The 21506-nt window shown below is 71.1% G+C and carries 24 protein-coding genes; 14 read left to right on the forward strand and 10 right to left on the reverse strand.

The annotated features are described in order from the left end of the window. Window positions 1-101: 101 nt before the first annotated feature. The 5 genes from AWQ71_RS03515 to AWQ71_RS03535 are packed head-to-tail and all read right to left on the reverse strand — an operon-like array spanning window position 102 to window position 5427. The gene (locus AWQ71_RS03515) at window positions 102-1016 is read right to left on the reverse strand and encodes an oligopeptide/dipeptide ABC transporter ATP-binding protein (RefSeq protein WP_067126552.1); all 915 of its coding nucleotides are present in this window, start codon (window positions 1014-1016) and stop codon (window positions 102-104) included. Beyond that, window positions 1013-1867, reverse strand: a complete 855-nt coding sequence (locus tag AWQ71_RS03520; RefSeq protein ID WP_067126555.1) for an ABC transporter ATP-binding protein — start codon at window positions 1865-1867, stop codon at window positions 1013-1015. Before AWQ71_RS03520 ends, AWQ71_RS03515 begins: the two co-directional genes overlap by 4 nt. Beyond that, window positions 1864-2745: an ABC transporter permease gene (locus AWQ71_RS03525; RefSeq protein ID WP_245658092.1), complete on the reverse strand. Its 882-nt coding sequence runs from the start codon at window positions 2743-2745 to the stop codon at window positions 1864-1866. Before AWQ71_RS03525 ends, AWQ71_RS03520 begins: the two co-directional genes overlap by 4 nt. Next, a complete protein-coding gene (locus tag AWQ71_RS03530) occupies window positions 2742-3851 on the reverse strand; it encodes an ABC transporter permease (protein ID WP_067126558.1) in 1110 nt (369 codons plus the stop codon). The genes AWQ71_RS03525 and AWQ71_RS03530 overlap by 4 nt, the downstream gene beginning before the upstream one ends. Next, window positions 3826-5427, reverse strand: a complete 1602-nt coding sequence (locus AWQ71_RS03535; RefSeq protein ID WP_067126561.1) for an ABC transporter substrate-binding protein — start codon at window positions 5425-5427, stop codon at window positions 3826-3828. Before AWQ71_RS03535 ends, AWQ71_RS03530 begins: the two co-directional genes overlap by 26 nt. Before the next feature lie 130 nt (window positions 5428-5557). Here AWQ71_RS03535 and AWQ71_RS03540 point away from each other — a divergent pair, with 130 nt between their 5' ends. Further along, complete coding sequence (locus tag AWQ71_RS03540; protein WP_084258460.1) at window positions 5558-6184, forward strand: Lrp/AsnC family transcriptional regulator; 627 nt, start codon at window positions 5558-5560, stop codon at window positions 6182-6184. A gap of 24 nt (window positions 6185-6208) precedes the next feature. Here the strand turns inward: AWQ71_RS03540 and AWQ71_RS03545 are convergent, their stop codons facing one another. Further along, window positions 6209-6553 (reverse strand): avidin-fold protein, encoded by a 345-nt coding sequence (locus tag AWQ71_RS03545; protein WP_084258461.1) that lies wholly within the window; start codon window positions 6551-6553, stop codon window positions 6209-6211. Between the two features lie 259 nt (window positions 6554-6812). Between AWQ71_RS03545 and AWQ71_RS03550 the strand changes: the two genes are divergently transcribed. The 9 genes from AWQ71_RS03550 to AWQ71_RS03590 all read left to right on the forward strand — a co-directional run bounded on the left by AWQ71_RS03550 (window position 6813) and on the right by AWQ71_RS03590 (window position 15463). Further along, window positions 6813-7271 carry a hypothetical protein gene (locus AWQ71_RS03550; RefSeq protein WP_067126566.1) on the forward strand — a complete coding sequence of 153 codons (459 nt, stop codon included), beginning with the start codon at window positions 6813-6815 and terminating at the stop codon, window positions 7269-7271. Beyond that, window positions 7268-7597: a transcriptional regulator gene (locus AWQ71_RS03555; RefSeq protein ID WP_067126569.1), complete on the forward strand. Its 330-nt coding sequence runs from the start codon at window positions 7268-7270 to the stop codon at window positions 7595-7597. Before AWQ71_RS03550 ends, AWQ71_RS03555 begins: the two co-directional genes overlap by 4 nt. Window positions 7598-7689: 92 nt before the next feature. Further along, the gene (locus AWQ71_RS03560; protein ID WP_067126572.1) at window positions 7690-8595 is read left to right on the forward strand and encodes a TIGR03619 family F420-dependent LLM class oxidoreductase; all 906 of its coding nucleotides are present in this window, start codon (window positions 7690-7692) and stop codon (window positions 8593-8595) included. 168 nt (window positions 8596-8763) lie between these two features. After that, on the forward strand, window positions 8764-10578 hold the full coding sequence (locus AWQ71_RS03565) for an ABC transporter substrate-binding protein (RefSeq protein ID WP_067126575.1): 1815 nt from the start codon (window positions 8764-8766) through the stop codon (window positions 10576-10578). 4 nt (window positions 10579-10582) lie between these two features. After that, window positions 10583-11623: an ABC transporter permease gene (locus tag AWQ71_RS03570; RefSeq protein WP_067126578.1), complete on the forward strand. Its 1041-nt coding sequence runs from the start codon at window positions 10583-10585 to the stop codon at window positions 11621-11623. After that, entirely contained in the window at window positions 11620-12528 is a 909-nt protein-coding gene (locus AWQ71_RS03575) for an ABC transporter permease (protein WP_067126580.1), read from the forward strand. The genes AWQ71_RS03570 and AWQ71_RS03575 overlap by 4 nt, the downstream gene beginning before the upstream one ends. A gap of 9 nt (window positions 12529-12537) precedes the next feature. Next, the gene (locus tag AWQ71_RS03580) at window positions 12538-13572 is read left to right on the forward strand and encodes an ABC transporter ATP-binding protein (RefSeq protein WP_245658093.1); all 1035 of its coding nucleotides are present in this window, start codon (window positions 12538-12540) and stop codon (window positions 13570-13572) included. Continuing rightward, complete coding sequence (locus tag AWQ71_RS03585) at window positions 13569-14579, forward strand: ABC transporter ATP-binding protein (protein WP_067126586.1); 1011 nt, start codon at window positions 13569-13571, stop codon at window positions 14577-14579. Before AWQ71_RS03580 ends, AWQ71_RS03585 begins: the two co-directional genes overlap by 4 nt. Beyond that, window positions 14576-15463: a GNAT family N-acetyltransferase gene (locus AWQ71_RS03590; protein ID WP_067126590.1), complete on the forward strand. Its 888-nt coding sequence runs from the start codon at window positions 14576-14578 to the stop codon at window positions 15461-15463. The genes AWQ71_RS03585 and AWQ71_RS03590 overlap by 4 nt, the downstream gene beginning before the upstream one ends. Window positions 15464-15473: 10 nt before the next feature. Here the strand turns inward: AWQ71_RS03590 and AWQ71_RS03595 are convergent, their stop codons facing one another. Next, window positions 15474-16637, reverse strand: coding sequence for an exo-beta-N-acetylmuramidase NamZ family protein (locus AWQ71_RS03595; RefSeq protein WP_084258463.1), 1164 nt, complete (start codon window positions 16635-16637; stop codon window positions 15474-15476). A gap of 67 nt (window positions 16638-16704) precedes the next feature. On the opposite strand from AWQ71_RS03595, the gene murQ reads away from it, so the two are divergent. Then, complete coding sequence (gene murQ, locus AWQ71_RS03600) at window positions 16705-17628, forward strand: N-acetylmuramic acid 6-phosphate etherase (protein ID WP_067126596.1); 924 nt, start codon at window positions 16705-16707, stop codon at window positions 17626-17628. Continuing rightward, window positions 17621-18718, forward strand: a complete 1098-nt coding sequence (locus AWQ71_RS03605) for a serine hydrolase domain-containing protein (protein ID WP_245658094.1) — start codon at window positions 17621-17623, stop codon at window positions 18716-18718. The genes murQ and AWQ71_RS03605 overlap by 8 nt, the downstream gene beginning before the upstream one ends. A 19-nt stretch (window positions 18719-18737) precedes the next feature. Here AWQ71_RS03605 and AWQ71_RS03610 read toward each other — a convergent pair whose 3' ends face one another. Next, a complete protein-coding gene (locus AWQ71_RS03610) occupies window positions 18738-19214 on the reverse strand; it encodes a hypothetical protein (RefSeq protein ID WP_067126599.1) in 477 nt (158 codons plus the stop codon). A 114-nt stretch (window positions 19215-19328) separates the two neighbouring features. Then, window positions 19329-19679: a winged helix-turn-helix transcriptional regulator gene (locus AWQ71_RS03615; RefSeq protein ID WP_067126602.1), complete on the reverse strand. Its 351-nt coding sequence runs from the start codon at window positions 19677-19679 to the stop codon at window positions 19329-19331. A gap of 49 nt (window positions 19680-19728) precedes the next feature. On the opposite strand from AWQ71_RS03615, the gene AWQ71_RS03620 reads away from it, so the two are divergent. Beyond that, entirely contained in the window at window positions 19729-20616 is an 888-nt protein-coding gene (locus tag AWQ71_RS03620) for an NAD(P)-dependent oxidoreductase (RefSeq protein ID WP_067126605.1), read from the forward strand. Between the two features lie 345 nt (window positions 20617-20961). Here the strand turns inward: AWQ71_RS03620 and AWQ71_RS03625 are convergent, their stop codons facing one another. After that, window positions 20962-21384, reverse strand: coding sequence for an FAD-dependent monooxygenase (locus tag AWQ71_RS03625; RefSeq protein WP_369407182.1), 423 nt, complete (start codon window positions 21382-21384; stop codon window positions 20962-20964). Between AWQ71_RS03625 and AWQ71_RS44250 the strand changes: the two genes are divergently transcribed. Continuing rightward, window positions 21370-21504 carry a hypothetical protein gene (locus tag AWQ71_RS44250; RefSeq protein WP_281195289.1) on the forward strand — a complete coding sequence of 45 codons (135 nt, stop codon included), beginning with the start codon at window positions 21370-21372 and terminating at the stop codon, window positions 21502-21504. The two genes, AWQ71_RS03625 and AWQ71_RS44250, sit on opposite strands and share 15 nt — an antisense overlap. The last annotated feature ends 2 nt before the right edge of the window (window positions 21505-21506 follow it).

A 21506-nucleotide genomic window follows, 5' to 3' on the forward strand; every position in this document is an offset into this window, starting at 1 on the left:
ACAGGGCCAGACTTCGCCGTATCCGCCGGGGAGACCAGTGCCGACGGCCCCCGCGCCGCCGGGACTTTGGTCATCAGGCCCCGCCCGACCGGGAGAACCGGTCAGGCGGGCTCGTGCAGCCAGCAGGCGACCGGCCCGAACTCGGGCTCGCGCTCCCTGCAGACGTCCATCACCTTCGGGCAGCGGGGGTGGAACCGGCAGCCGGTCGGAGGCGAGGCCGGGTCGGGCACGTCCCCCGGGAGTTCCGCCGGGAGCACTCCGGCCCCGTCCGGCGCCGGGATCGCGCCGAGCAGCGCCCGCGTGTACGGGTGCCGCGGGTCGGCCCAGACCTCGTCGGTCCGGCCGGTCTCCACGATCTTGCCCAGGTACATCACCGCGATCCGGTCGGCGATCAGCCGTACCACGGACAGGTCGTGGCTGATGAAGAGCAGCCCGGCGCCCGACTCGACCGCGAGGTCGCGCATCAGGCGGGCGACCTGCGCCTGCGCCGACGCGTCGAGCGCCGAGATCGGCTCGTCGCCGATCAGCAGGGACGGCCGGGCGGCCAGGGCCCGGGCGATCGCGATGCGCTGGCGCTGGCCGCCGGAGAACTCGTGCGGGTACCGCGTGGCGAACTCGCGCGGCAGTCCGACGCGGTCGAGCAGGTCGGCCGGCGTGGTCGAGGTGTCGGCCGCCGTGCGCAGCCCGTCGGCGATCTGGTCGCCCACCCGCCGCCGCGGGTTCAGCGACGCGTACGGGTCCTGGAAGACCATCTGGATGCCGGTCAGGGACGAGTCCCTGCGGCGCAGGCCGAGCGGCGCCACCGGGCGGCCCTGGAACGAGACGGTCCCCGAGGCCGGGCGGCCGATCCCGCACACCGTGCGGGCCAGCGTCGACTTGCCGCACCCGGACTCGCCGACCAGGCCGACCACCTCTCCGGCGGCCACGCTCAGGCTGGCCCCGGCGACGGCCCGCACCACGGGGCGGCCGGGCGTGCGGTGCTCGACGACCAGGTCGTCCACCTTCAGCAGTGTCATGCCGGCTCTCCTTCGGACGGTTCGGCCCCGGCGGTCGCGGCCGCCGCGTTCCCGGCGTTCTCGGGCAGCGATTCGAGCAGCGCCCGCGTGTACGCGTGGCGCGGCTCGACCAGCACCTGGCCGCGCGGCCCCGTCTCCACCATCAGGCCGTCCTTCATCACGCTCACCTCGTCCGCGACCGCCGACATCACGCCGAGGTCGTGGGTGACCAGCAGCACGGCCAGGCCGAGGTCGTCGCACAGGCCGCGCAGCAGCCGCAGGATGCCCGCCTGGACGGTCACGTCGAGCGCCGTCGTCGGCTCGTCCGCGATGAGCACCTTGGGCGCGCAGGCGAGCGCCACCGCGATCGCGATGCGCTGCCGCATGCCGCCGGAGAACTGGTGCGGGTAGCGGCCGATCGCCTCCTCCGGCCCGGGGATGCGGACCTTGCGCATCAGGTCGATCGCCCGCTCCCGCGCCTCGCCCCGGCTCAGCCGCAGGTGGTGGCGCATGTGCTCGGTGAGCTGCCGCCCGACCGTCAGCATGGGGTGCAGGCTGGTCGCCGGGTCCTGGAAGACCATGGCGACCTCGGCCCCCCGTACGGCGTTGAGCTGCTTGGGAGGCAGGGACAGCAGGTCACGCCCGGCCAGCGCGATCCGGCCCGACACGCGGGCCCCGTGCGGCAGCAGGCCGAGCACGGCGAGGCCGGTCATGGTCTTGCCGGAGCCGCTCTCGCCGGCCAGGCCGTGGACCCGGCCCGGCTCCAGCGTGAGGTCGACGCCGCGCAGGATCTCCTTGCCGCCGATGGCGACGGTGAGCCCCTCGATGGCGAGGACGCCGTTGCCCGCGGCCGTCTCGTGTCGCTCGCTCAAATGGCACGCTCCTTGATGGCGCGGGCGGTACGGGGGTCGAGCGCGTCGCGCAGCGTGTCCCCGAGGAAGTTGAACGCGAGCACCACGGTCAGGATGGCGAGACCGGGGAAGGTCGCCACCCACCAGCTGTCGAAGACCTCCACGCCGGAGGCGACCATCGCGCCCCACTCGGGCGACGGCGGCTTGGCGCCGAGGCCCAGGAAGGACAGGCCGGACAGCAGCAGCAGCGCGGTGCCGATGTCGAGCGTCGCCAGCACCATGACGGGACCGGTGACGTTGGGCAGGACGTCCACGCGCAGCGAACGCCAGGCCGAGAAGCCGAGCAGCCGGCCGCTCACCACGAACTCCCGCTCGCGGATGCCGAGCACCAGGCCGCGCGTCACTCGGGCGTAGGCGGGCCAGGCCACGACGAGCACGGCCAGCACGGCGTTGCCGAGGCTCGCGCCGAGCGCGGCGGCCACCACCATGGCGAGGATGATCGTGGGGAAGGCGAACACCAGGTCCGCCAGCCGCATGATCGTCTCGTCCACCCATTTGCCGAAATATCCGGCGCAGGCGCCGAGCAGACCGCCGATCAGCACCGACAGCGCCACCAGCAGCAGCGTCAGCGGGATCGACACCCTGGCGCCGTACAGCACGCGGCTGAGAATGTCGCGGCCGAGTTGGTCGGTGCCGAACCAGTGGCCGGGGCCGGGCGGGGCCAGCCGGGGCAGCTCCTGGGCGAGCGGGTCGTGGGGGGCGAGCACCGGCGCGGCCAGCGCGATCACGATCCAGGCGATCGCCACCACACCGCCGGCGATCGCCAGCGGCCGCCGCCACGCCTCGGGCAGCCGCCGGATCAGCCCCCCTGTCCGCGGCGCCGTCTGCCGTCGTCTCACGACAGTCTCACTCTCGGGTCGATGACGCCGTACAGAACGTCCACGATCAGGTTGATGACGAGGTAGACCACGCCCACCACCAGGCCGACGCCCATGACGGCGGGCAGGTCCAGGGAGGTCGCGCTCTTGTAGGCGTACTGGCCGACGCCGGGCCAGGCGAAGATCGCCTCGACGAGCACGGTGCCGGACAGCAGGCTGCCGAAGGCGAGGCCCGCGACCGTGATGACCGGGACCAGCGCCGGACGCAGGACGTATCGGAACAGGATGACCCGGCCGGGCAGGCCCTTGGCGCGGGCCGCGCGGACGTAGTCCTGGCCGAGCACCTCCAGCACCGCCGAACGGGTGAACCGGGTGAGCAGGCCGATCGTGTACAGCGCGAGGACCAGCGCCGGGGTGACCAGGTGGCCGGCCGCCGAGGCGAACACGTCCCACTGGCCCGCCAGAGCCGCGTCGACCGTGTACAGGCCGGTGGCGTGCGGCGGTGGCGTCATGCCGGGGTCGATCCGGCCGCTGCCCGGCGTGATCTGCAGCCGGTAGAAGAACACGTAGAACGCGACGAGGGCGAGCCAGAACGTCGGCACCGAGATGCCGAACAGGCTGGTCACGCGCAGGATGTGGTCCGCCAGGCGGTCCCGGCGCAGCGCGGCGACGACGCCGAAGCCGACACCGAGGACCAGCGAGATCAGGATGGCCGCGCCGGCCAGCTCCAGCGTCGCGGGCACGAACTCGGCCAGGTCGTCGGCCACCGGGCGGTGGCTCTGCTGGCTCTGCCCGAAGTCCCCGTGCAGCACGCCGGACAGGTGCACCAGGTACTGCTGGGGCAGCGGCTTGTCCAGTCCGTGGTCCGCGCGCCATTGCGCGACGATCGCCGGGTCGCCGATGGCGCGCTGGCCCAGGTTGGCCGCGGCCGGGTCGCCGGGGACGAGGTTCGTCAGGATGAACGTGACGAGCGTGATTCCCAGGGCGAGCAGCAGCGCCGTGATGATCCTGCGGACCAGGAAACGGGCGAACGGATGCCGGCGGGCGACGCGGCCCCGGACAGCCTTCCGGCTGTCCGGGGCCGCGCCGCCCGCGCGGTCCTTACTTGGCGCCGAGGTCGGCGACATTGATCGTCCACACGGGGTGGTACTGCAGGCCGGTGACGGACCCGGCCGTCACGATGTTCTGGCCCGGCTGGATCAGCGGGATGAACGGCCCGGAGGCGTTGAGCTTCGTCTGCACGTCGGTGTACGCCTGCTTGCGGTCGTCGTCGGTCACCGCGGTGGCGGCCTTCTCGCCCGCGGCCTCCAGCTCCTTGTCCGAGTCCGCCTTCCAGCCGGCGCGCAGGCCGACCAGCTTGCCCGGCAGGAACGACAGGTAGTTGCTGGGGTCGGGGAAGTCCGGGCCCCAGTACCAGAGGCCGAGCTCCTCCTTGCCGTTGCGGTAGTTGTCCAGGGCCGTGGTGACCGGCGCGGGCGCGATCTCCACGGTGATGCCGACCTCCTTGAGGTTGGCCTGGATGCGCTCGGCCAGCGGCTGGAAGGACAGGCCGTTCACGGTCAGCTCGCTCGGGTACTCCAGCTTGACCGTCGGGTTGGCCACGCCGCTCTCCTTGAGCGCCGCCTTCGCGCCCTCGACGTCGCGCTTGGTGGCCTGGTCGGCCGGGAGCGCGCCGAGGAACATCGACGGGATGATGCCCGCCGCCTGGGTCGAGCCCTCACCGGCCAGCTCCAGCAGGCCCGTGTAGTCGACGCCCTTGCGCAGCGCCTCGACGAACTTGGGGTTGGAGGTGACCTTGCTGACGCCCGGGTCCTGGTTGGCCAGCAGGAAGAACACGTACGCCGAGGTGGTCCGCTGGACCTGGAGCCCGCCGCCGATGCCGCCCACCTGGTCGCCGGACAGGTTCAGCGCGACCTGGCTGTCGCCGCGCTGCACGTTGAGCTTCTGCGTCGCCGACTCGACGTTGCGCAGGACGACCTTGTCGTAGACGGGCTTCTTGGCGCCCCAGTACTTGTCGTTCTTCTTGAGCACCACCTGGCTGCTCACGTTGAACGACTCGATCGTGTACGGCCCGGAGCCGGCCGAGGCGGAGTTGAGGTACTGCTCGGCCTTGTCGTCCGGGGTCGCGGTCGCGCCGTTCTCCTTGGCGACCTTGGAGTTCAGGATGCCCAGCGCCGGGTTCGGCAGGATGTACGGCAGCGCCGGGTTGGGGGCCTTCGAGGTCAGCGTGACGGTGGTGTCGTCGGTCTTGGCCACCTCGACGCCGTCGAGCAGGAAGGAGGGGGTGCCCTTCATGTCGCGCACGCGGGTCAGCGAGAAGAGGACGTCGTCGGCGGTGACGGGGGTGCCGTCGGCGAACGTGGCGTCCTTGCGCAGCTTGAGCGTGAGCTCCTTGCCGTCGGACGACATCTCGTACGACTCGGCGAGGGACGGGACCGGCTTGGTGACGTCCGCGCCCTCGAAGGTGAGGAGCGTGTCGTAGGCCGCCTTGTCCACGATCAGACCGGTCGGCTCGTACGTGCGGCCCGGGTCGGCCGTCTTGAGATCGAAGGATGTGTCGATCACGAGGGTCTTGCCCGCGCTGCTCTGCCCCTGCGTGGCGGACGAGCCGCCGCTGGAGCACGCGGCGAGGGCGAGAGCACCGGTGAGCACGACCGGCAGCAGGGCGGTGGTCGCCCGCCGGCGCCGCGAACGGAGCGCCATATCTGTATCCTCCGAAAATGTGCCATGTGAGACGTTTAGCAGATGATGGTGCAGGAGTGTCCGACAGAAAGTCCAGCGTGTGCCGGGATGCTGAGACAAATCTGATGAGGGGGAAACTGCCGTGACCGAAATGTCAAGCTACCCGACGCCTGGGACCACTCCTTCTGGACGTATCGGCATCGGCCTGGAACTCGACTCGACACATCTCAAGATCCTTGAGGTGCTGCGGGAGAACGGCCGGATCTCTGTCTCCGCCCTCGCTGACCGGGTCGGCATCTCCCGCGCGAACGCCTACACCCGGTTCGAGGCGCTGCGCGCCGAAGGGGCGATCAAGGGCTTCACCGCCGAGATCGACCATGTCCGGGCCGGTCTCGGCATCACCGCGCTGATCTTCGTGACCGTGCGGCAGCAGATGTGGCGCCAGTTCCGTGCGCAGCTCGCCCAGATGCCCGAGGTGGAGTACTGCGCGATCACCACGGGCCAGCACGACGCCATGATCCAGGTGCGGATGACCGACGTCGCCGCCGTGCACAGCCTGGTGACCGAGCGCCTGGCGAACATCCCGGCGGTCAAGGCCACCGAGACCGTCTTCATCCTCGACGAGGTGATCAAGCGGCCGTACATCCTGCCGACCGACCGGCGGCCCGCCCCGCGGCGGCCCGCACCCGAGGCGTCGGGTGACGGGGTGCCGCTGGGCAAGATGCGTTTCGAGGGCGTCTCCGAGGGCCGGGCCGGGCTGCAGCGGGACAAGGGCTAGCGCCCCCGACGGGGACGTGCGGGGTCAGCGGACCTCGGCGCACACGCTGACGTGGGTCCTGTCGTCGCCCTCGAACTGGAACTCCTCGACGAGGTGCAGCAGCCCGTCGGGGCGGGTCTCGATCCGGCTGGTGCTCCGGCCGCCCGCGTGCCCGCCCTTCTTGAGGTGGTGGATGTAGGTGATCTCCAGGCGGTCGTCGTCCCGGCTGCCGACGAAGTGCCCGTGGGTCACCGTGTCGCCGAAGTAGCTGCCCCAGACGATGCCGTCCTCCTCGAGGTAGACGAACTCGGTCGGCGCGTCCGGGTCCACCTCGCTCGCGGTCGAGCTGACCATCACGAACCGGCGGTTGTTGAGATTTCTGTCGTCCATGCCTCCGCATCGTGCCGATTCGTCCGCGGTTCGCAAACGATGCTGGACGTTTCGCTGGCCGGGCGCCCCTGACGGCCGCCTTCCGTCCAGCCGGGTCGTGACGTCCGTGGTGAGGGCGCAGACGCGCGAGCGCGGCCGGTGGGTGGGCGGTGTCGTGCCGAGGCCTGAGCCCGAAGGCGCGCGGCCGCTTCGCCGCCGACTTTCCGTACCGGAAATTCGACTGTTGACGGATTGGAAAGTCTGGGAGAGCCTTTCCAGTATGGAAAGAGACAAGGACGCGTTACGTCCCTCCCCCGAAGAGGCCGCCGCCGCGCTGAAGGCCGCGCAGCAGGCCAGTTCCGCCGGATACACCCCGATCCCCGCGTGGTTCTTTCCCACGCTCGGCCTGCTGGTGGGCGGCGTCCTGATGCTCCAGGCGCTGCACGAGATCGTCGGCCTCGCACTGATCGTCGCCCTGGTTGTCGGCTACCTGGCGATCGAGCGCGTCTACAACAAGCAGGTCGACAGGTCCGGCGTCGCGCCGCGGGAGCTCACGATGCGCCAGCAGCTGGTCCTCGCGGCGCCGCTGCTCCTGCTCTGGATCGCCGGCCAGCTCCTCGACGACCGGTGGGGCCCGGTGGTCTGGGTGGTCATCGCCGTCACCGGCGCCTGCTGGACGATCGGCTACGGCATCCTCCACAACCGGCGGGCACGGGAACGGGCACGGGCATCGGCATGAAGTCCACCGACACGGCTGACGACAGGGCCGCCGGCGGCTTCGACGCCACCATCCACGCGCCCAACCGGCTGCGGATCTGCGCCCTGCTGGGGGCGGCCGAGAAGGTCGAGTTCGGCGTGGTGCAGGAGCGGCTGCAGGTCAGCGCCTCGGTGCTGAGCAAGCATGTCAGCGTGTTGATGGAGGCCGGGTACGTCGAGCAGACCAAGGCCGTGCGCGACACCCGTCAGCGGGTGTGGCTGTCCCTCACGAAGTCGGGCCGCGCCGCCTACCACGCGCACGTCGCGGCCCTGCGCGCCATCGTCGGCGATCCGCACGAGCAGGACTGACAGCAGGGCCGGCGAAGGCTTGATTTGCGGGACGCGTCCCGGGTTGGATTCTCTCGGGATCGTCGGCCTCTCGGAACAGTTGGAGGTTGCGGATGGAGCTCGGTCTGGCGCTGGCGCAGTACGGGCGGTTCGCCTCACTGGAGTCCGTGCGGCGGGTGGCACGAGAGGCCGAGGAACTCGGCTTCGCCAGTCTATGGGTGGGGGACCGGCTGCTCACCCCGCTCCACCCGCGCGACCGCTATCCCGGCGGCGGAGGGACGATCCCCGCCGAGCACCTGGTCTTCCTCGACCCGTTCGCCGTGCTCTCCGTGGCCGCCGCGGACACCCGGCGGGTACGGCTCGGTACCAGCACGCTGAACGCCTGCTGGTACCCGCCGATGCTGCTGGCCCGCTCGCTGACCACGATCGACGCGCTGAGCGGGGGCCGGATGATCGCGGGCTTCGGGCTCGGCTGGTCCTCCGATGAGTACGCGGCCGTGGGTGTGCCGTGGAAGTCGCGCGGGGAGCGGCTCGACGCCACGCTCGACCTGCTGCGCGCCGCCTGGACCGACGACCCGGTCAGCTACGCCGACGAGCGGTGGCAGGTCCCGCCGAGCCGGGTCTTCCCCAAGCCGCCCGGCGGGATGCCGATCTACCTGGCCGGTTTCGCTTCTAGCGCACTTGAGCGCGTCGGTCGCCGGGCCGACGGCTGGCTCGGCGCCGCCCTGCCGATCCCGGTCCTGACCGGGATGTGGGCCGTGATCCGCCGGGCCGCGGAGGCCGCGGGACGCGATCCCGAGGCCCTGCGCATGGTGCTGCGGGCCAACCCGATCGTCACGGACGCGCCCGCGCCGGAGGCGCACGTCCCCGGCATGGGGACCGTGGCGCAGATTTCGGACTACCTGGCCGCGGCGGCCGAGGCGGGCGCGGACGAGATCCTGCTCGACCTCCAGCTCACCGCCCGGGACGACGACCACCTGCTCGACCTCGCCCGGGCGTTCCGCGCGGCATTCTCCTGACCATGGACTTCAGGGTCTGACGATCGGTTTCGCGTGTGACGCGATGAAGGAAAGTTACAGAAGCTTCACGGCTTGTGGAGATAATTGACGCCATCGCCGCTTCGCCATAAAGTCCGGGAAAAGTTCCGACTGTCCAGCCCCGATAAAAAGACCCCCACGGAGCGGTCCATGAAGCGTGTAGCAGCGGTTGTGTCGTTGCTCAGCCTTGCCGCCGTCACCGCGACGGCCTGCAGCAGCACCAGTAAGGGTGGAAGCTCGGCCTCCGGTGGCGGCGTCTTCACCACCATCGACGGCTTCAAGCCCGGTCTCGACGTCAACGGGCCGATCAACCCGTGGAACCCCAAGGGCAACATGTTCCAGGGGTACAACGCGATGAAGCTCGGGTGGGTCAAGAACACCCTGACCGACCCGAACCAGTTCTACCCCGGCATCGCGGCGACCTGGGAGATCGCGCCCGACAACTCCTCGGTCACGTTGCACCTGCAGCCGAACAACAAGTGGTCCGACGGCAAGCCGGTCACCGCCGAGGACGTCAAGCTCTCCATCGCCCTCGCGTACACGCAGGGCAGCACGGCCTTCTCCACCGCCCCCGGCGCCGCGGGCGCGGCCTCCGACGTGGAGATCGTCGACGACCACACGGTCAAGATCACCCAGGACATGAGCAACCCCAGCGTCACGTTCGTTCGTGGCGTAATGGACAGCTTCGTCGTCCCGGCGCACATCTGGAAGGACGCGATCCCCGCGAACTTCTGGGACACCCTCAAGGCGTCCCGCGGCGAGGGCGCCGAGGCCGACAAGGCCCGCGCCGAAATCACCGCGCTGTCGGACAAGGTGCTCGCCTTCGCCCCCGCCAAGGACGTCTCCTCCGGCCCGTACACGCTGGAGCGGATGAACCCGGGCGAGGCCCTTCTCGTCAAGAACAAGAACTTCTACAACGCCGCCAATGTCGGCCCCGACCAGGTCAAGCTGCTCAACTACACAGGTAACGAGCAGATTTGGAACTACCTGATTTCGGGTAAGCTCGACAATGCGCCGTTCACCGCGGTGCCGGCCGACGTGATGAAGCGGATCGGCCAGACGCCTGGAAACGCGGTCGTCAAGGGCTTCTCGCCCGTCTCGGTCGCCATGGCGTTCAACCAGTCCAAGAAGCCCTACGACAACGTCCACGTGCGCAGGGGCCTCGCCTACCTGATCAACCGGGACGAGGTCACCAAGATCGCCTCTCCGGAGGGCGGCACCCCGGCGCTGACCACCACGGGCATCCACCAGAAGCCCGCGGAGGCGTGGCTCGGCTCCGAACTGAGCCAGCTCGAGCCGTACAAGCTCGACGTGGCCAAGGCGGAGAAGGAGTTCAAGGAAGCCGGTCTGAAGAAGACCGGCGGCAAGTGGACGCTTCCCGACGGGAAGCCGTGGAAGTTCACGATCAACGTGCCGGCGCCGTTCTCCGACTGGGTGTCCGCGGCCAAGGCCGTGACCAGCCAGCTCAACGAGGCGGGCGTCAGCGCCGAGGTGCTCACCAGCGCCGACTACCCGCTCTACCTTTCGGAGCTGGCGGCGGGCAAGTACGACGTCGGCTTCTGGCTCGTGGCCCTCGGCCCCGCGCCGTACAACATCTACCAGCGCCTTTACGGCGCCTCCAACGGTTGGTCCATCCTCGGCGGCAAGATCAAGCACTCTGCCCCGGGCAAGGACGGCAACTGGATGGGCAGCCCCGAGACGATCAATGTCGAGGGCGTCGGGAAGGTCAACCCCGGCGAGCTCACCGGCAAGCTGAACACCGCTCCCGAGTCCGAGCAGAAGGCGATCATCAGCCAGCTCGCCAAGGCGGCCAACCAGGACCTTCCCGTTATCCAGCTGTGGGACTACGTCAACACGCAGTTCATCAACACGTCGCGGTTCACCGGCTTCCCGGAGAACGACAGCGAGGCGCTCCGCCTCACCTCCGGCGTGTGGCTCCAGCTCGGAATGATCAAGAAGAAGTAGGTTCATGACGCTCATCGGGGTCCCGGGACGTTCCGGGGGAATCGCCGTCGTGCGACGGCTCGCGGGCCATCTGGCCCGCGGGCTCGTCATGATCCTGGTGGTCACCACGATCAGTTTCCTGATCATCAGGAACATCCCCGGTGACCCCATGGCGGCCAAGTACGAGAAGCTCGTCGAACAGGGCATGTCGCCCGAGGCGGCCCAGCAGGCGGTCAACGTCCTGTACGGGTTCATGCCGACCGGCAGCATGTGGGAGCAGTACCTCGACTACATGAAGGGGCTGGCCCGGCTCGACCTCGGCCAGTCGCTCACCGTGCCGGGCACCGGCGTGGGGACCGTGCTCATGTCCGCGGCCAAGTGGACGCTGATCCCGGTCCTCGCCGGCACCCTGCTGAGCTTCCTGGTCGGGATCATCCTCGGCGTGTACGCCGCCATCAAGCGCCAGGGCAAGCTCGGCGACCTGCTCGCGATCTCCGGATCGCTGCTGCACGGCGTGCCGCAGTACGTGCTGGCGCTGCTGCTCGGCGCGATCTTCACGACGCTGATCCCCATCCTCCCCGCGGGAGGAACGGCCGACATCATGTTCGAGCCAGGGTTCAACGCCGGCTACATCGGCTCGCTGATCCAGCACGCCACGCTTCCTGTCGTGACGTACGCGCTGGCGAGCTACGGCGGCTGGATCCTGGCGATGAAGTCGAGCGTCGTCACCGTGCTCGGCGACGACTTCATCCTCGCCGCCGAACTGCGCGGCATGAAGCGGTCGATCATCTTCAGGTACATCGCGCGCAACGCGATCCTGCCCCTGTTCACGATCCTCGCGCTGTCGCTGGGCATGCTGTTCGGCGGCGCGATCTTCATCGAGCGGATCTTCAACTATCCGGGGCTCGGCCTGATGCTGATCGACAGCATCACCGGGCGCGACTACGCCCTGATGGGCGGGGCCTTCCTGCTCATCACGGTGGCGATCATCATCGCGAACATCGCGGCCGACCTGCTGTACACCGTCATCGACCCCCGGGTCAGAAGCGGAGGTGAGGCGGCATGACCGCGAGCACGATCATGCCGGAGGCGCGCAGCGCCTCGGCCGCCCTGCGCCGCAACTTCTGGCGCGGCGTCTGGCGGGTCATGAAGCGCAAGCCCAGCCGCATGGTCGGCGTGGTCATCATGGCCGGGTTCGCCTTCATGGGGATCTTCGGGCCGATGCTCTACCCGGAGCGGCTCCCGCGCGACACGAACGCGCTGTACGCCGCGCCGAGCTGGGCGCACCCGTTCGGCACCGACTTCGAGGGCACCGACGTGCTCGCGCTGGTCGTGACCGGAGCGCGGTACGTGCTGCTGACCGGCCTGGTCACCGCGGTGATCACGGTCGTGCTCGGCGCGGGCATCGGGTTGTTCGCCGGGTTCAGGCGCGGCCGCTGGGACACCGTGCTCATGCGGATCACCGACATGAAGCTGACCATCCCCGGTCTGCCGCTGCTGCTCGTGCTGTCCACGATCTGGAAGTTCACCAGCGCCATCGAGATGGGCCTCGTGCTCGGCCTGCTCGGCTGGGGCGGCGTCGCCCGCGCGGTGCGCTCCCAGACGCTCTCGCTGCGTGAGCGCGGATTCGTGGAGGCGGCCCGCGGGCTCGGCCTGTCCACGCCGCACATCATCGGCAGGGAGCTGCTGCCCAGCATGGCCCCGTACATCGCGATGAACATGCTCATCGCGGTCACCGGAGCCGTGTACGCGCAGGTCGGCCTCTTCTTCCTCGGCGTGCTGCCGTTCGAGGCCAACAACTGGGGCGTGATGCTCAACCTCGCCGTTTTCGGGGGCGGCGCGCTGACCACGACCGCGGCCCTGCCGTACCTTCTGGCGCCGCTGCTGGCGATCCTGCTGCTCACCCTGGGCATCGTGCTCGTCGTCGACGCCATGGACGAGATCTTCAACCCCCGCCTGCGTGAGGAGTGACCGGTGCCCGTGACTGACAAGAGGGCGCCGGGCGTCCGTATCAGCGACCTGTCCGTCGTCTACCGCACCGGCGCGGGCGAACTGCCCGCCGTCCGGGGCGTCGACCTGGAGCTCGTACCCGGGACGATCACCGGCGTGGTCGGCGAGTCCGGCTCCGGCAAGTCCACCCTGGCGCTGTCGATGCTCAACGCGGTGCAGCCGCCCGGCCGGATCAGGTCGGGAAGCGTGGACATCGACGGCCTCGGCGACGTCGTGACCCTGGGCGGCGAAGACCTGCGCAAGACGCGCGGCCGGCACGTCGGCTACGTCTTCCAGGCCGCGCAGAACTCGCTCAACCCGCTCAAGACGATCGGCAAGCAGCTCCTCGACCTGGGGCGCTCGCACGAGGTCGACGACCTGCCCGGCCTGGTCAAGGAGGCGCGGAGCCTCCTCGACCGGATGGGCCTGGACGGGGCGCGGGTCCTCGACTCCTACCAGCACGAGCTGTCCGGCGGCATGCGCCAGCGTGTCGGCATCATGCTCGCACTGGTGCTCAACGCCCACGTCGTCGTCCTGGACGAGCCCACCACGGCGCTCGACATGATCACCCAGGCGACCATCCTGCGGATCATCCGCGAGGTCCACGAGGAGCGCGGTCTCACCACGCTCGTCATCACCCACGACCTCGGCGTCGTCGCCGAGATCGCCGACCGGCTCGCCGTCATGTACGGCGGTCGCCTGGTCGAGCAGGGCCCGACCAGGGAGGTGCTGGGCGCGCCCAGGCACCCGTACACGCGGGGCCTGCTCCAGGCGATCCCGCGACTGGTCGGCGACATCGACGAGGCCAGGGCGCTGCCCGGCCGCCCGCCGACGCTGGGCACCATCCCGCCCGACGGGTGCGTGTTCCGCGAGCGCTGCGACGTCCGCATGGACGTGTGCGAGACCGGCGAGCCGCCCGTCCTCACCATCGGACCGCGCATCGTGGCCTGCCACACGGCGGCCGGCGAGGGGGAGCAGAAGGAGACCGTCACGACGGGACCCACGAGAGGGGAGGAGCAGGCATGATCACCGGCAAGGGCATCACCAAGACGTTCCGGCAGCGCGGCAGCATGCTCGGCGCCCGGGAGGTCCCGGCGCTGCGCGGCGTCGACTTCTCCATGGAGAAGGGCGGAGCGGTCTCGTTCATCGGCGAGTCCGGCTGCGGCAAGACCACCCTCGGCCGCATCCTCGCCGGCCTGGAGAGCTACGACTCCGGCGAGATCGCCATCGACGGCGTCCCGATGTCGTCGCTGAGCCACCGCCAGCGCCAGTCGCACTTCCGGCGGATCCAGCTCATCCACCAGGACCCGTACTCCGCGCTCAACCCGGCGCGGACCATTCACCAGACGCTGGACGCGCCGCTGACCCTGCGGGCCAAGCAGACCGGCCGCTCCCGCTCCTGGATCGACGAGCGGGCCGAGGAGCTGCTCGGCCTCGTCGGCCTCGACCCGGGCTACGTGCTGTCGCGCTATCCGCACCAGCTCTCCGGAGGCATGCGCCAGCGCGTGGTCATCGCCCGCGCGCTGACCGTCGACCCCGACATGCTCGTCGCCGACGAGGCCACCTCGATGATCGACGTGTCGCTGCGGCTCGGCATCCTGGCCCTGCTCAAGGACCTGCGTGACCGGCTCGGCGTGAGCGTGCTGTTCATCACGCACGACGTGGCGACCGCCCGCTACATCGGCCTGGACGGCGAGCTGTACGTGATCTACCGGGGCCAGGTCGTCGAGCGCGGCCCGGTCGAGACGGTCATCGCCGACCCGGTCCACCCGTACACGCAGTCGCTGCTGTCGGCCATCCCGGTGCTGCACGGCCTGGAGGTGCCCGGCGCCGAGCGTGTGACGCCGACCGAGGCGATCGACCCGAACCGCAAGGACACGGGCTGCCTCTTCGCGCCCCGCTGCCCGTTCCGCACCGACCGCTGCGAGGCCGAGACGCCCGTGCTCGGGCACGACGGCGGCACGGTGCAGGAACACGCCTGCTTCCATCCGCGGCGCCGCAGCGTCGTCGCCACCCCGGCGGTTCAGGCGTGACCGGGAACCTGGGCGTCCGCGACGCGTCGGGGGACGTCGCGGCCCTCGGTGAGCTGGCCGCGGCCGCGCTCGCCTTCGACGCGGCCGAGGCGCCGCGGCTGGTCGCCCGGCTCGCCGCGCCTCCGGCCGACCGCCGCTGGACCGCGCTCGCGACCCCCGACCTCGACGCCGCCGTCCTCACCTCGGTGTCCACCCGCGACCCGTCCGTCGGGCACATCGACCTGCTCGCCGTCCACCCCGGAGCCCGGGGCGCCGGACGCGGGCGGGCGCTGGTCGAGGCGGCGCAGGAGTGGCTGCGCGGCGAGGGCGTCACCACGGTCCGCGTCGCGGGCAACCCGCCCTGCTACGCCTGGCCCGGCGTCGACGTGCGCTACACGGCCGCCGCCTGCCTGTTCGAGTCCCTCGGCTACGAGCGCGAGCAGGTCGCCTGGAACATGACCGCCGACCTGTCCGGCGCCGCCTGCGACGAGGGGGCGGTCGCCGCCGACGTCGAGCGGCTGGCCGGCAAGGGCGTCGCCGTACGCGCGGCGGGTCCCGGCGAGCGGGCCGCCGTGGCGGCGTTCGTCCGCGATGAGTGGAACGCGAGCTGGGCCTGGGAGGCCGAGCAGGCCACCGGCTGCCACTACGCGTCCCGCGACGGCGAGATCATCGGCTTCGCCGCGTGGGGGGCCAGGCCCGCCTGGTTCGGCCCCATGGGCACCGCCCCCGCGGCGCGCGGGCTCGGCGTCGGCGGCGTGCTGTTGCGCCGCTGTCTGGCCGAGATGCGCGCGGCGGGCCTGGCGAGCGCGCAGATCTCCTGGGTGGGCCCCCTGCGGTTCTACTCCGGAGCGGTGGGGGCCCGGGCCGAGCGCGTCTTCTGGCTCTACCGCCGGGACCTGCGGTGACGGCCGGATGTCACGGGTAGAGCAGCTTCCCGCCGTACAACCAGGCCTCCGGGTGGCAGGGGGAGGGGCACAGGTCGCGGGGGTCGTCCCCCGCGTCCGTCCGCTCGCGCAGCGACGGGGAGCCCCACAGCAGGTCGATGAAGTGCCGGCCGCCCTCCACGCCGGTCCCGGCGGGGTCGGCGGTGGTCCAGGCGAACTGCTCCGGCCACCGCGAGCGCAGCAGGTGCAGGATCGACACCCCGGTCAGCACCGGCTGGAACGCCTCGGCGTCGTGCACGTGCACCTGGACGCCGCGCACCGCCGCGCCGGCGTGCTTGTGGAACGCCGGCGTGAACCAGGTGTCGCGGAACCGCACGCCGGGCAGGCCGAGCCCGTTCAGCCCGGCGGCGAAGCCGCCGTCCAGCCAGGGCGCGCCGACCAGCTCGAACGGTCGCGTGGTGCCCCGGCCCTCGGACGCGGACGTGCCCTCGACCAGGCCGGTGCCCGGGTAGACCAGCGCGGTGTCCGGGGTCGGCATGTTCACCGACGGCATGATCCACGGCAGACCGGTGTCGGCGAAGCGCATGGAGCGCCGCCAGCCCTCCAGCACGACAACGGTCAGATCGACGCCGATCGACTCGTTCAAGAGGAGCGCCAGCTCGCCCAGGGTCAGGCCGTGCCGCACCGGGAGGGGCGCCCGGCCCACGAAACTCGCGCAGGACGGCTCAAGCGCCGGGCCCTCGGCCCGGGTGCCGCCCAGCGGGTTGGGCCGATCGAGCACCGCGAAGCGCAGCCCCAGCCGGGCCGCCGACGCCATGAGGTCGTGCATCGTCCACACGAACGTGTAGAAGCGCGTCCCCACGTCGGCGATGTCGAAGACGAGCGTGTCCACGCCCGAGGCCGCCACCACCGCGTCCAGGGCGTCGCCGCTCCTGCCGTACGTGTCGAGGACCGGGAGCCCGGTCGCCGGGTCCTGACCCGCGTCCTCGCCGAAACCCGCCTGCGCCGTGCCCCGGATCCCGTGCTCGGGACCGAACAGCGCGGCCAGTGGAACCCCCGCCGCCTGCAGCGCCGCGGCGGTCGGGGTCAGATCGGGAAGAACCCCGGTCGGGTTGGTGACGAGACCGATCCGGCCCCCACGTAGGAGATCGGGATCGTTCGCGAGCCGCTCGGCGCCGGTTCGTACGTGTGACATGATCCCATTCTCCGAAGAATCTTTGCATAATGGAACCATCCGGTGAAAATTAGCGACATGGAACGAGATGATTGAACCACTCGCCGACCTGTCCACCGAGCAGAGCGATCCGCGTTACAGCGAGATCGACCGGCTGCCCACCGAACAGGTCGCCAGGCTCATGAACGCGGCCGACGCCAAGGTCCCCGCGGCGGTCGCCGTGGCGATCCCGGAGATCTCGGCCGCCATCGACGCGATCGTCGCCCGCATGAAGCAGGGGGGACGACTCTTCTACGTGGGCGCCGGGACCTCCGGCCGCCTCGCCGTGCTCGACGCGTCCGAATGTCCGCCCACCTTCGGCACCGACCCCGAGCTCGTCCAGGGCATCATCGCGGGCGGCGTGCCCGCGCTGACCCGCTCGGTCGAGGGAGCCGAAGACGACGACGCCGCCGGAGCCGCGGCCATCGCCGGCAAGGAGGTGGGCCCGCTCGACAGCGTCGTGGGGGTCTCCGCCAGCGGGCGGGCGCCGTACGTGATCGGGGCCGTCGGGGAGGCCGCCCGCAGGGGCGCGCTGACCGCCGGGCTGTCCTGCAACCGGGACTCGGCGCTTTCCGCGGCGTCCGAGCACCGGATCGAGGTGATCGTCGGGCCCGAGATCGTGACCGGGTCGACCCGCCTCAAGGCCGGGACCGCGACGAAGCTGGTCCTGAACATGATCTCCACGATCGCGATGGTCCGGCTCGGCCGGACGTACGGGAACTCGATGATCGAGGTCTCCGCGGCCAACTCCAAGCTCGTCGACCGGGCCGCCCGCATGGTGGGCGACATCACCGGCGCGGGCCTGGACACCGCCCACGCGACCCTGGAGGCGGCGGGCTGGCAGGTCAAGGCGGCCGTGCTCATGATCGAGCACGACCTCGCGGCCGACGACGCCAGGGCGCTCCTGCGGGCCAACGGCGACCAGCTGGAGGCGGCCAGGCAGGCCGCGTCCGGGGGAGTGGTCGGTGCCTGACCCGGGAGACTCCGGCGGCCCGGACGCGAGCCTGCGGGGAATTCTCGCGGACGCCGTCCCCACCGCCTGCTCGGCGGCGGTCGCCGTGATCGCCGTGGACGGAGCTGTCGTCGCCGCTGCCGCGGCGGGTGAGGCCGTACGTTATTCAGGAGCTACGGAGGCGCTCCTGGACAAACGTCCGCCCGCCCGCCGCGACTCGGTCTTCGACCTCGCCTCGATCACCAAGCTGTTCACCACCACCGCCATCCTGTCGCTGGTGGAGGACGGCCTCCTCAAGCTCGACGAGCCGGTCGCCACCTGGCTACCGGCGGCGTACGGAGGGCACCGCGCGACCACGCTGCGGCACCTGCTCACCCACACGGCCGGCCTGCCGCCGAGCCGCCGGGCCCACGAGGAGATCCCCGGCGACGGCCCCGCCGTGCGTGCCGCGCGGATGGAGCTGATCCTCACCACCCGGCCGGATCACCCCCTCGGGGAGCGGTACGTCTACTCGGACGTCGGCATGGTGACGGCGGGCCGGGTGGCCGAGATCGCCGGGGGAGCCCCCCTCGACGAGCTCGTACGCACCCGTGTCATCGGGCCGCTCGGCCTGACGAGCACCTGCTACCGCCCCCCGGCCGAGCTGCTCCCGCGTGTCGTCGCGACCGAGTACCAGGCCGACCGCCCCGGCCCCGGCTGCATCAGGGGCGAGGTCCACGACGAGACCGCGTACGGCCTCGGCGGGGTCGCCGGGCACGCCGGGCTGTTCTCCACGGCGGACGACCTGGTCCGCTTCGGGGAGACCCTGCGCACCGGGGGCGGGCCGATCCTGCGCCCGGACACGGTGGCGGAGATGACCCGCGACCAGGGCGTCACGGGGGCGGCGTTCGACCACGGGCTCGGCGTCCGCATCGGCGACCCCGCCATCGTGGGGCCGCTCGGCCGTGCCTACGGCCACTCCGGGTTCACCGGGACCTCCCTCGTCGTCGACCCCGAACGGGCGCTGACCGTCGTCCTGCTGACCAACAACGTCCACCCCGTACGCGGCCGGCCGGGCATCCGCGACCTGCGCCACGCCGTCGCCGCCGAGGCGCTCCGGATCGCGTCCTGACCGGAGCGCCGTCCGGCGTTCACGACCAGAGCTCAAGCGCCAGGCGCACCACGAGCCGGTCCTTCTCCTTCTCCGCCTCGGGCAGCAGGCGGTAGGGCAGCCGCTGCTCCGGCGACGCCCGCCGCCCGTTGCGTACGAGCCATGCCTCGTGCACGGCGTGGCTCGCGGACTCCATGAACTCCTCGCCCGACAGGTCGGCCCCGCGCCTGCGGCCCTCCGTCACCAGCCTGACCGCGACGATCGCCGACTCCCGGTTCTCCTGTTGCCAGTCGGCCGGCAGATCCCGGTAACCGGTGTTGGCGATGTCCACCCGGTCGGCGCCGTGCCGTCTCACCCAGGCCCGATCGGCGGTCGTCCTGATCTGCGGCTCGTAGCCGCCGCCCGGCAGCCGGCGTCCCGCGCGCCACGCGTCATGCAGACGGCCGGCCAGCCGCTCCACCTTCCGGGCCCGCGGCCCCCTGAAGAGGCCGCGGGAGACGCGCCCGATGCTCCTCATGGCCGATAGCCACCTTTTTGTGGGTACTTGTCGCGGGATGTGGTGGCCGGAACCATGGTCATGGGCGGTCGCGCGGCCGTCGAAATCCGGTGCGAAGGGAGGCGTAGCCGTGGCTCAGGAAACCCGCTGGGACTCGGCCAGCCTGTCCAGGCGCCGGTGGCCCCAGTCGGAGATCGGAGCCAACGCTTCGGACAGCTCCCGGCCGAAATCGGTCAGGGAGTACACGGTCTTCAGCGGCCGGACATCGTGCACCTCCCGGTGGACGAGTCCGTCGGCCTCCATCTCCCGGAGTGTCTGAGTCAGCACCTTCTCGGTGAGGCCGGGCAGCCGTCGGCGCAGTTCGCCGGGCCGGTACGGGCGCGATTCCAGAAGCCAGAGCAGGATCGTCTTCCACTTGCCGTCGATCACCGCGATCGCGGCGGTCACTCCGCAGACATTCAGGTCCTGGGCGCGGCTGCGCGTCATCTTCGTCCCATTCGTTGCCGTTCGTTGATTTCCATGCAGGAGTTGAACCATGACGTCACATACCGACCAGTCTGCCGTCACCGTGCTCGGACTGGGGCCGATGGGCCGGTCCTTGGCCGGCGCCTTCCTCGACGCCGGCCTGCGAACCACCGTCTGGAACCGGACGCCGGGCCGGGACCGGGAACTGGTCGAAAGGGGCGCGGTGAGCGCCCCGTCCCCCGAAGAGGCGGTCGCCGCGAGCGGGCTGACCGTGATCTGCGTGGTGAACTACGACGCGGTGGACGCCGTCGTACGGCACGACGCGGTCGCCGCCGCGCTCAAGGGACGCGCCCTCGTGAACCTGACCGCCGACACCCCCGACCGCGCCCGCGACACCGCCGCCTGGGCGGCCGAGCACGGCATCGGGTACCTCGACGGCGCGATCATGACGCCGACCCCGACCATCGGCACACCGGCCGCCGTGTTCCTCCACAGCGGCCCGAAGGAGCTCTACCTGGAGCGCCGGCCGGTGCTGGACGCCCTGGGCGGCACCCACACCCACCTCGGCGAGGACGTCGGCCGGGCGGCCGCGTACGACATCGCGCTGCTCGACATCTTCTGGACCGCGATGGCGGGATACGCGCACGCCCTGGCGATGGCTAGGGCCGAAGGGATCACCGCGCGGGAACTGGCGCCGTTCGCCAAGGGCATCGGCGCGATCCTCCCCCCGCTCTTCGACCAGTTGGCGGACGACGTGGACAGCGGCACGTTCTCCGGCGAAGGCAACCCGATCACCTCGGCGGCGTCGTCCGTGGCCCACATCGTCCACGCCTCCGAGGCCAATGGCATCGACGCGAGCGTGCTGCGCGCCGTCGACGACCTGGCCCGGCGCGCCATCGCCCAAGGCCACGGCACGGACGGGTTCATCCGGGTCACCGAGATCCTCAACTCTCGCTGAGGGGAGTTCCCCGGGGCGTGGTGCTCGCCGTCCGAGAGTGGCGCTGCGCTGCACTCCGCTCCGCTTTCCCGCCGCACCGACCATCGCCGACATTTCAGGGGACCGCCGGCCCACCTCTGTCTCGTTGAAGGCGTGGAGGACGTCGCGGCCCGCGGCGTCCTCGTCGCGGATGCCGGCAGTGCGGAGCTTGTCGAAGACCAGGGCGTGCCAGGGTTCGAAGGCTTCGGCGGCAGCCTGCACCACGAAACATGATCTGGCAGCGGATCCGGTTCCAGTCTTGCGGGCCTACTCTTGCCGACCCTGAGCAGGCGTTCCACTGATGGGGCCGCCGTCACCGCCGGGGCGTCAGGCGGTGATGCGGGCGTCCCAGTCGATGTGGTGCCGGTGCACGGGAGCGAACATCTGCTCGGGGGTCGGGAACGCCGCCTGGCCTTCGGCCTTGCCCGCCTTCGCCTTGTTCTTGGCGGCGGCATCCCCGGCGATCACCGACACGCGGGGGCGGCGCAGCCGCTCGTACGCCGTGAACGCCTCCTCGGCGGTGGGCAGGTCACGCAGGCAGCGGGCCAGTTCGACGGCGCTCTCGGCGGCCAGTGACGCGCCCTGGCCGGAGCTTGAGGAGGGGGCGTGCGCGGCGTCACCGACCAGCACCATCCGGCCCCGGTGCCATGCCGGCACGTCGGGCATCGCCTCCATCGGGCCGACGGCCATCAGGTCCTCGGGGGCGGTGCGGGCGAGGAGGGTCTCGCCGCCAACGTGGTCGACGGCCACTCCCGCGTCGCCGCGCTGGAGACCGAGTACCTCCGCGCGGTGGCCGTCGCCGAACGCGACTGGCTGCGCGCGGTGATCGACGACCTGCGCTCAGGCCGCCTCGCATGGCAAGGCGCCTGACG

The sequence above is a fragment of the Microtetraspora malaysiensis genome, from assembly GCF_001528665.1.
GTDB classification, from domain to species: domain Bacteria; phylum Actinomycetota; class Actinomycetes; order Streptosporangiales; family Streptosporangiaceae; genus Microtetraspora_A; species Microtetraspora_A malaysiensis.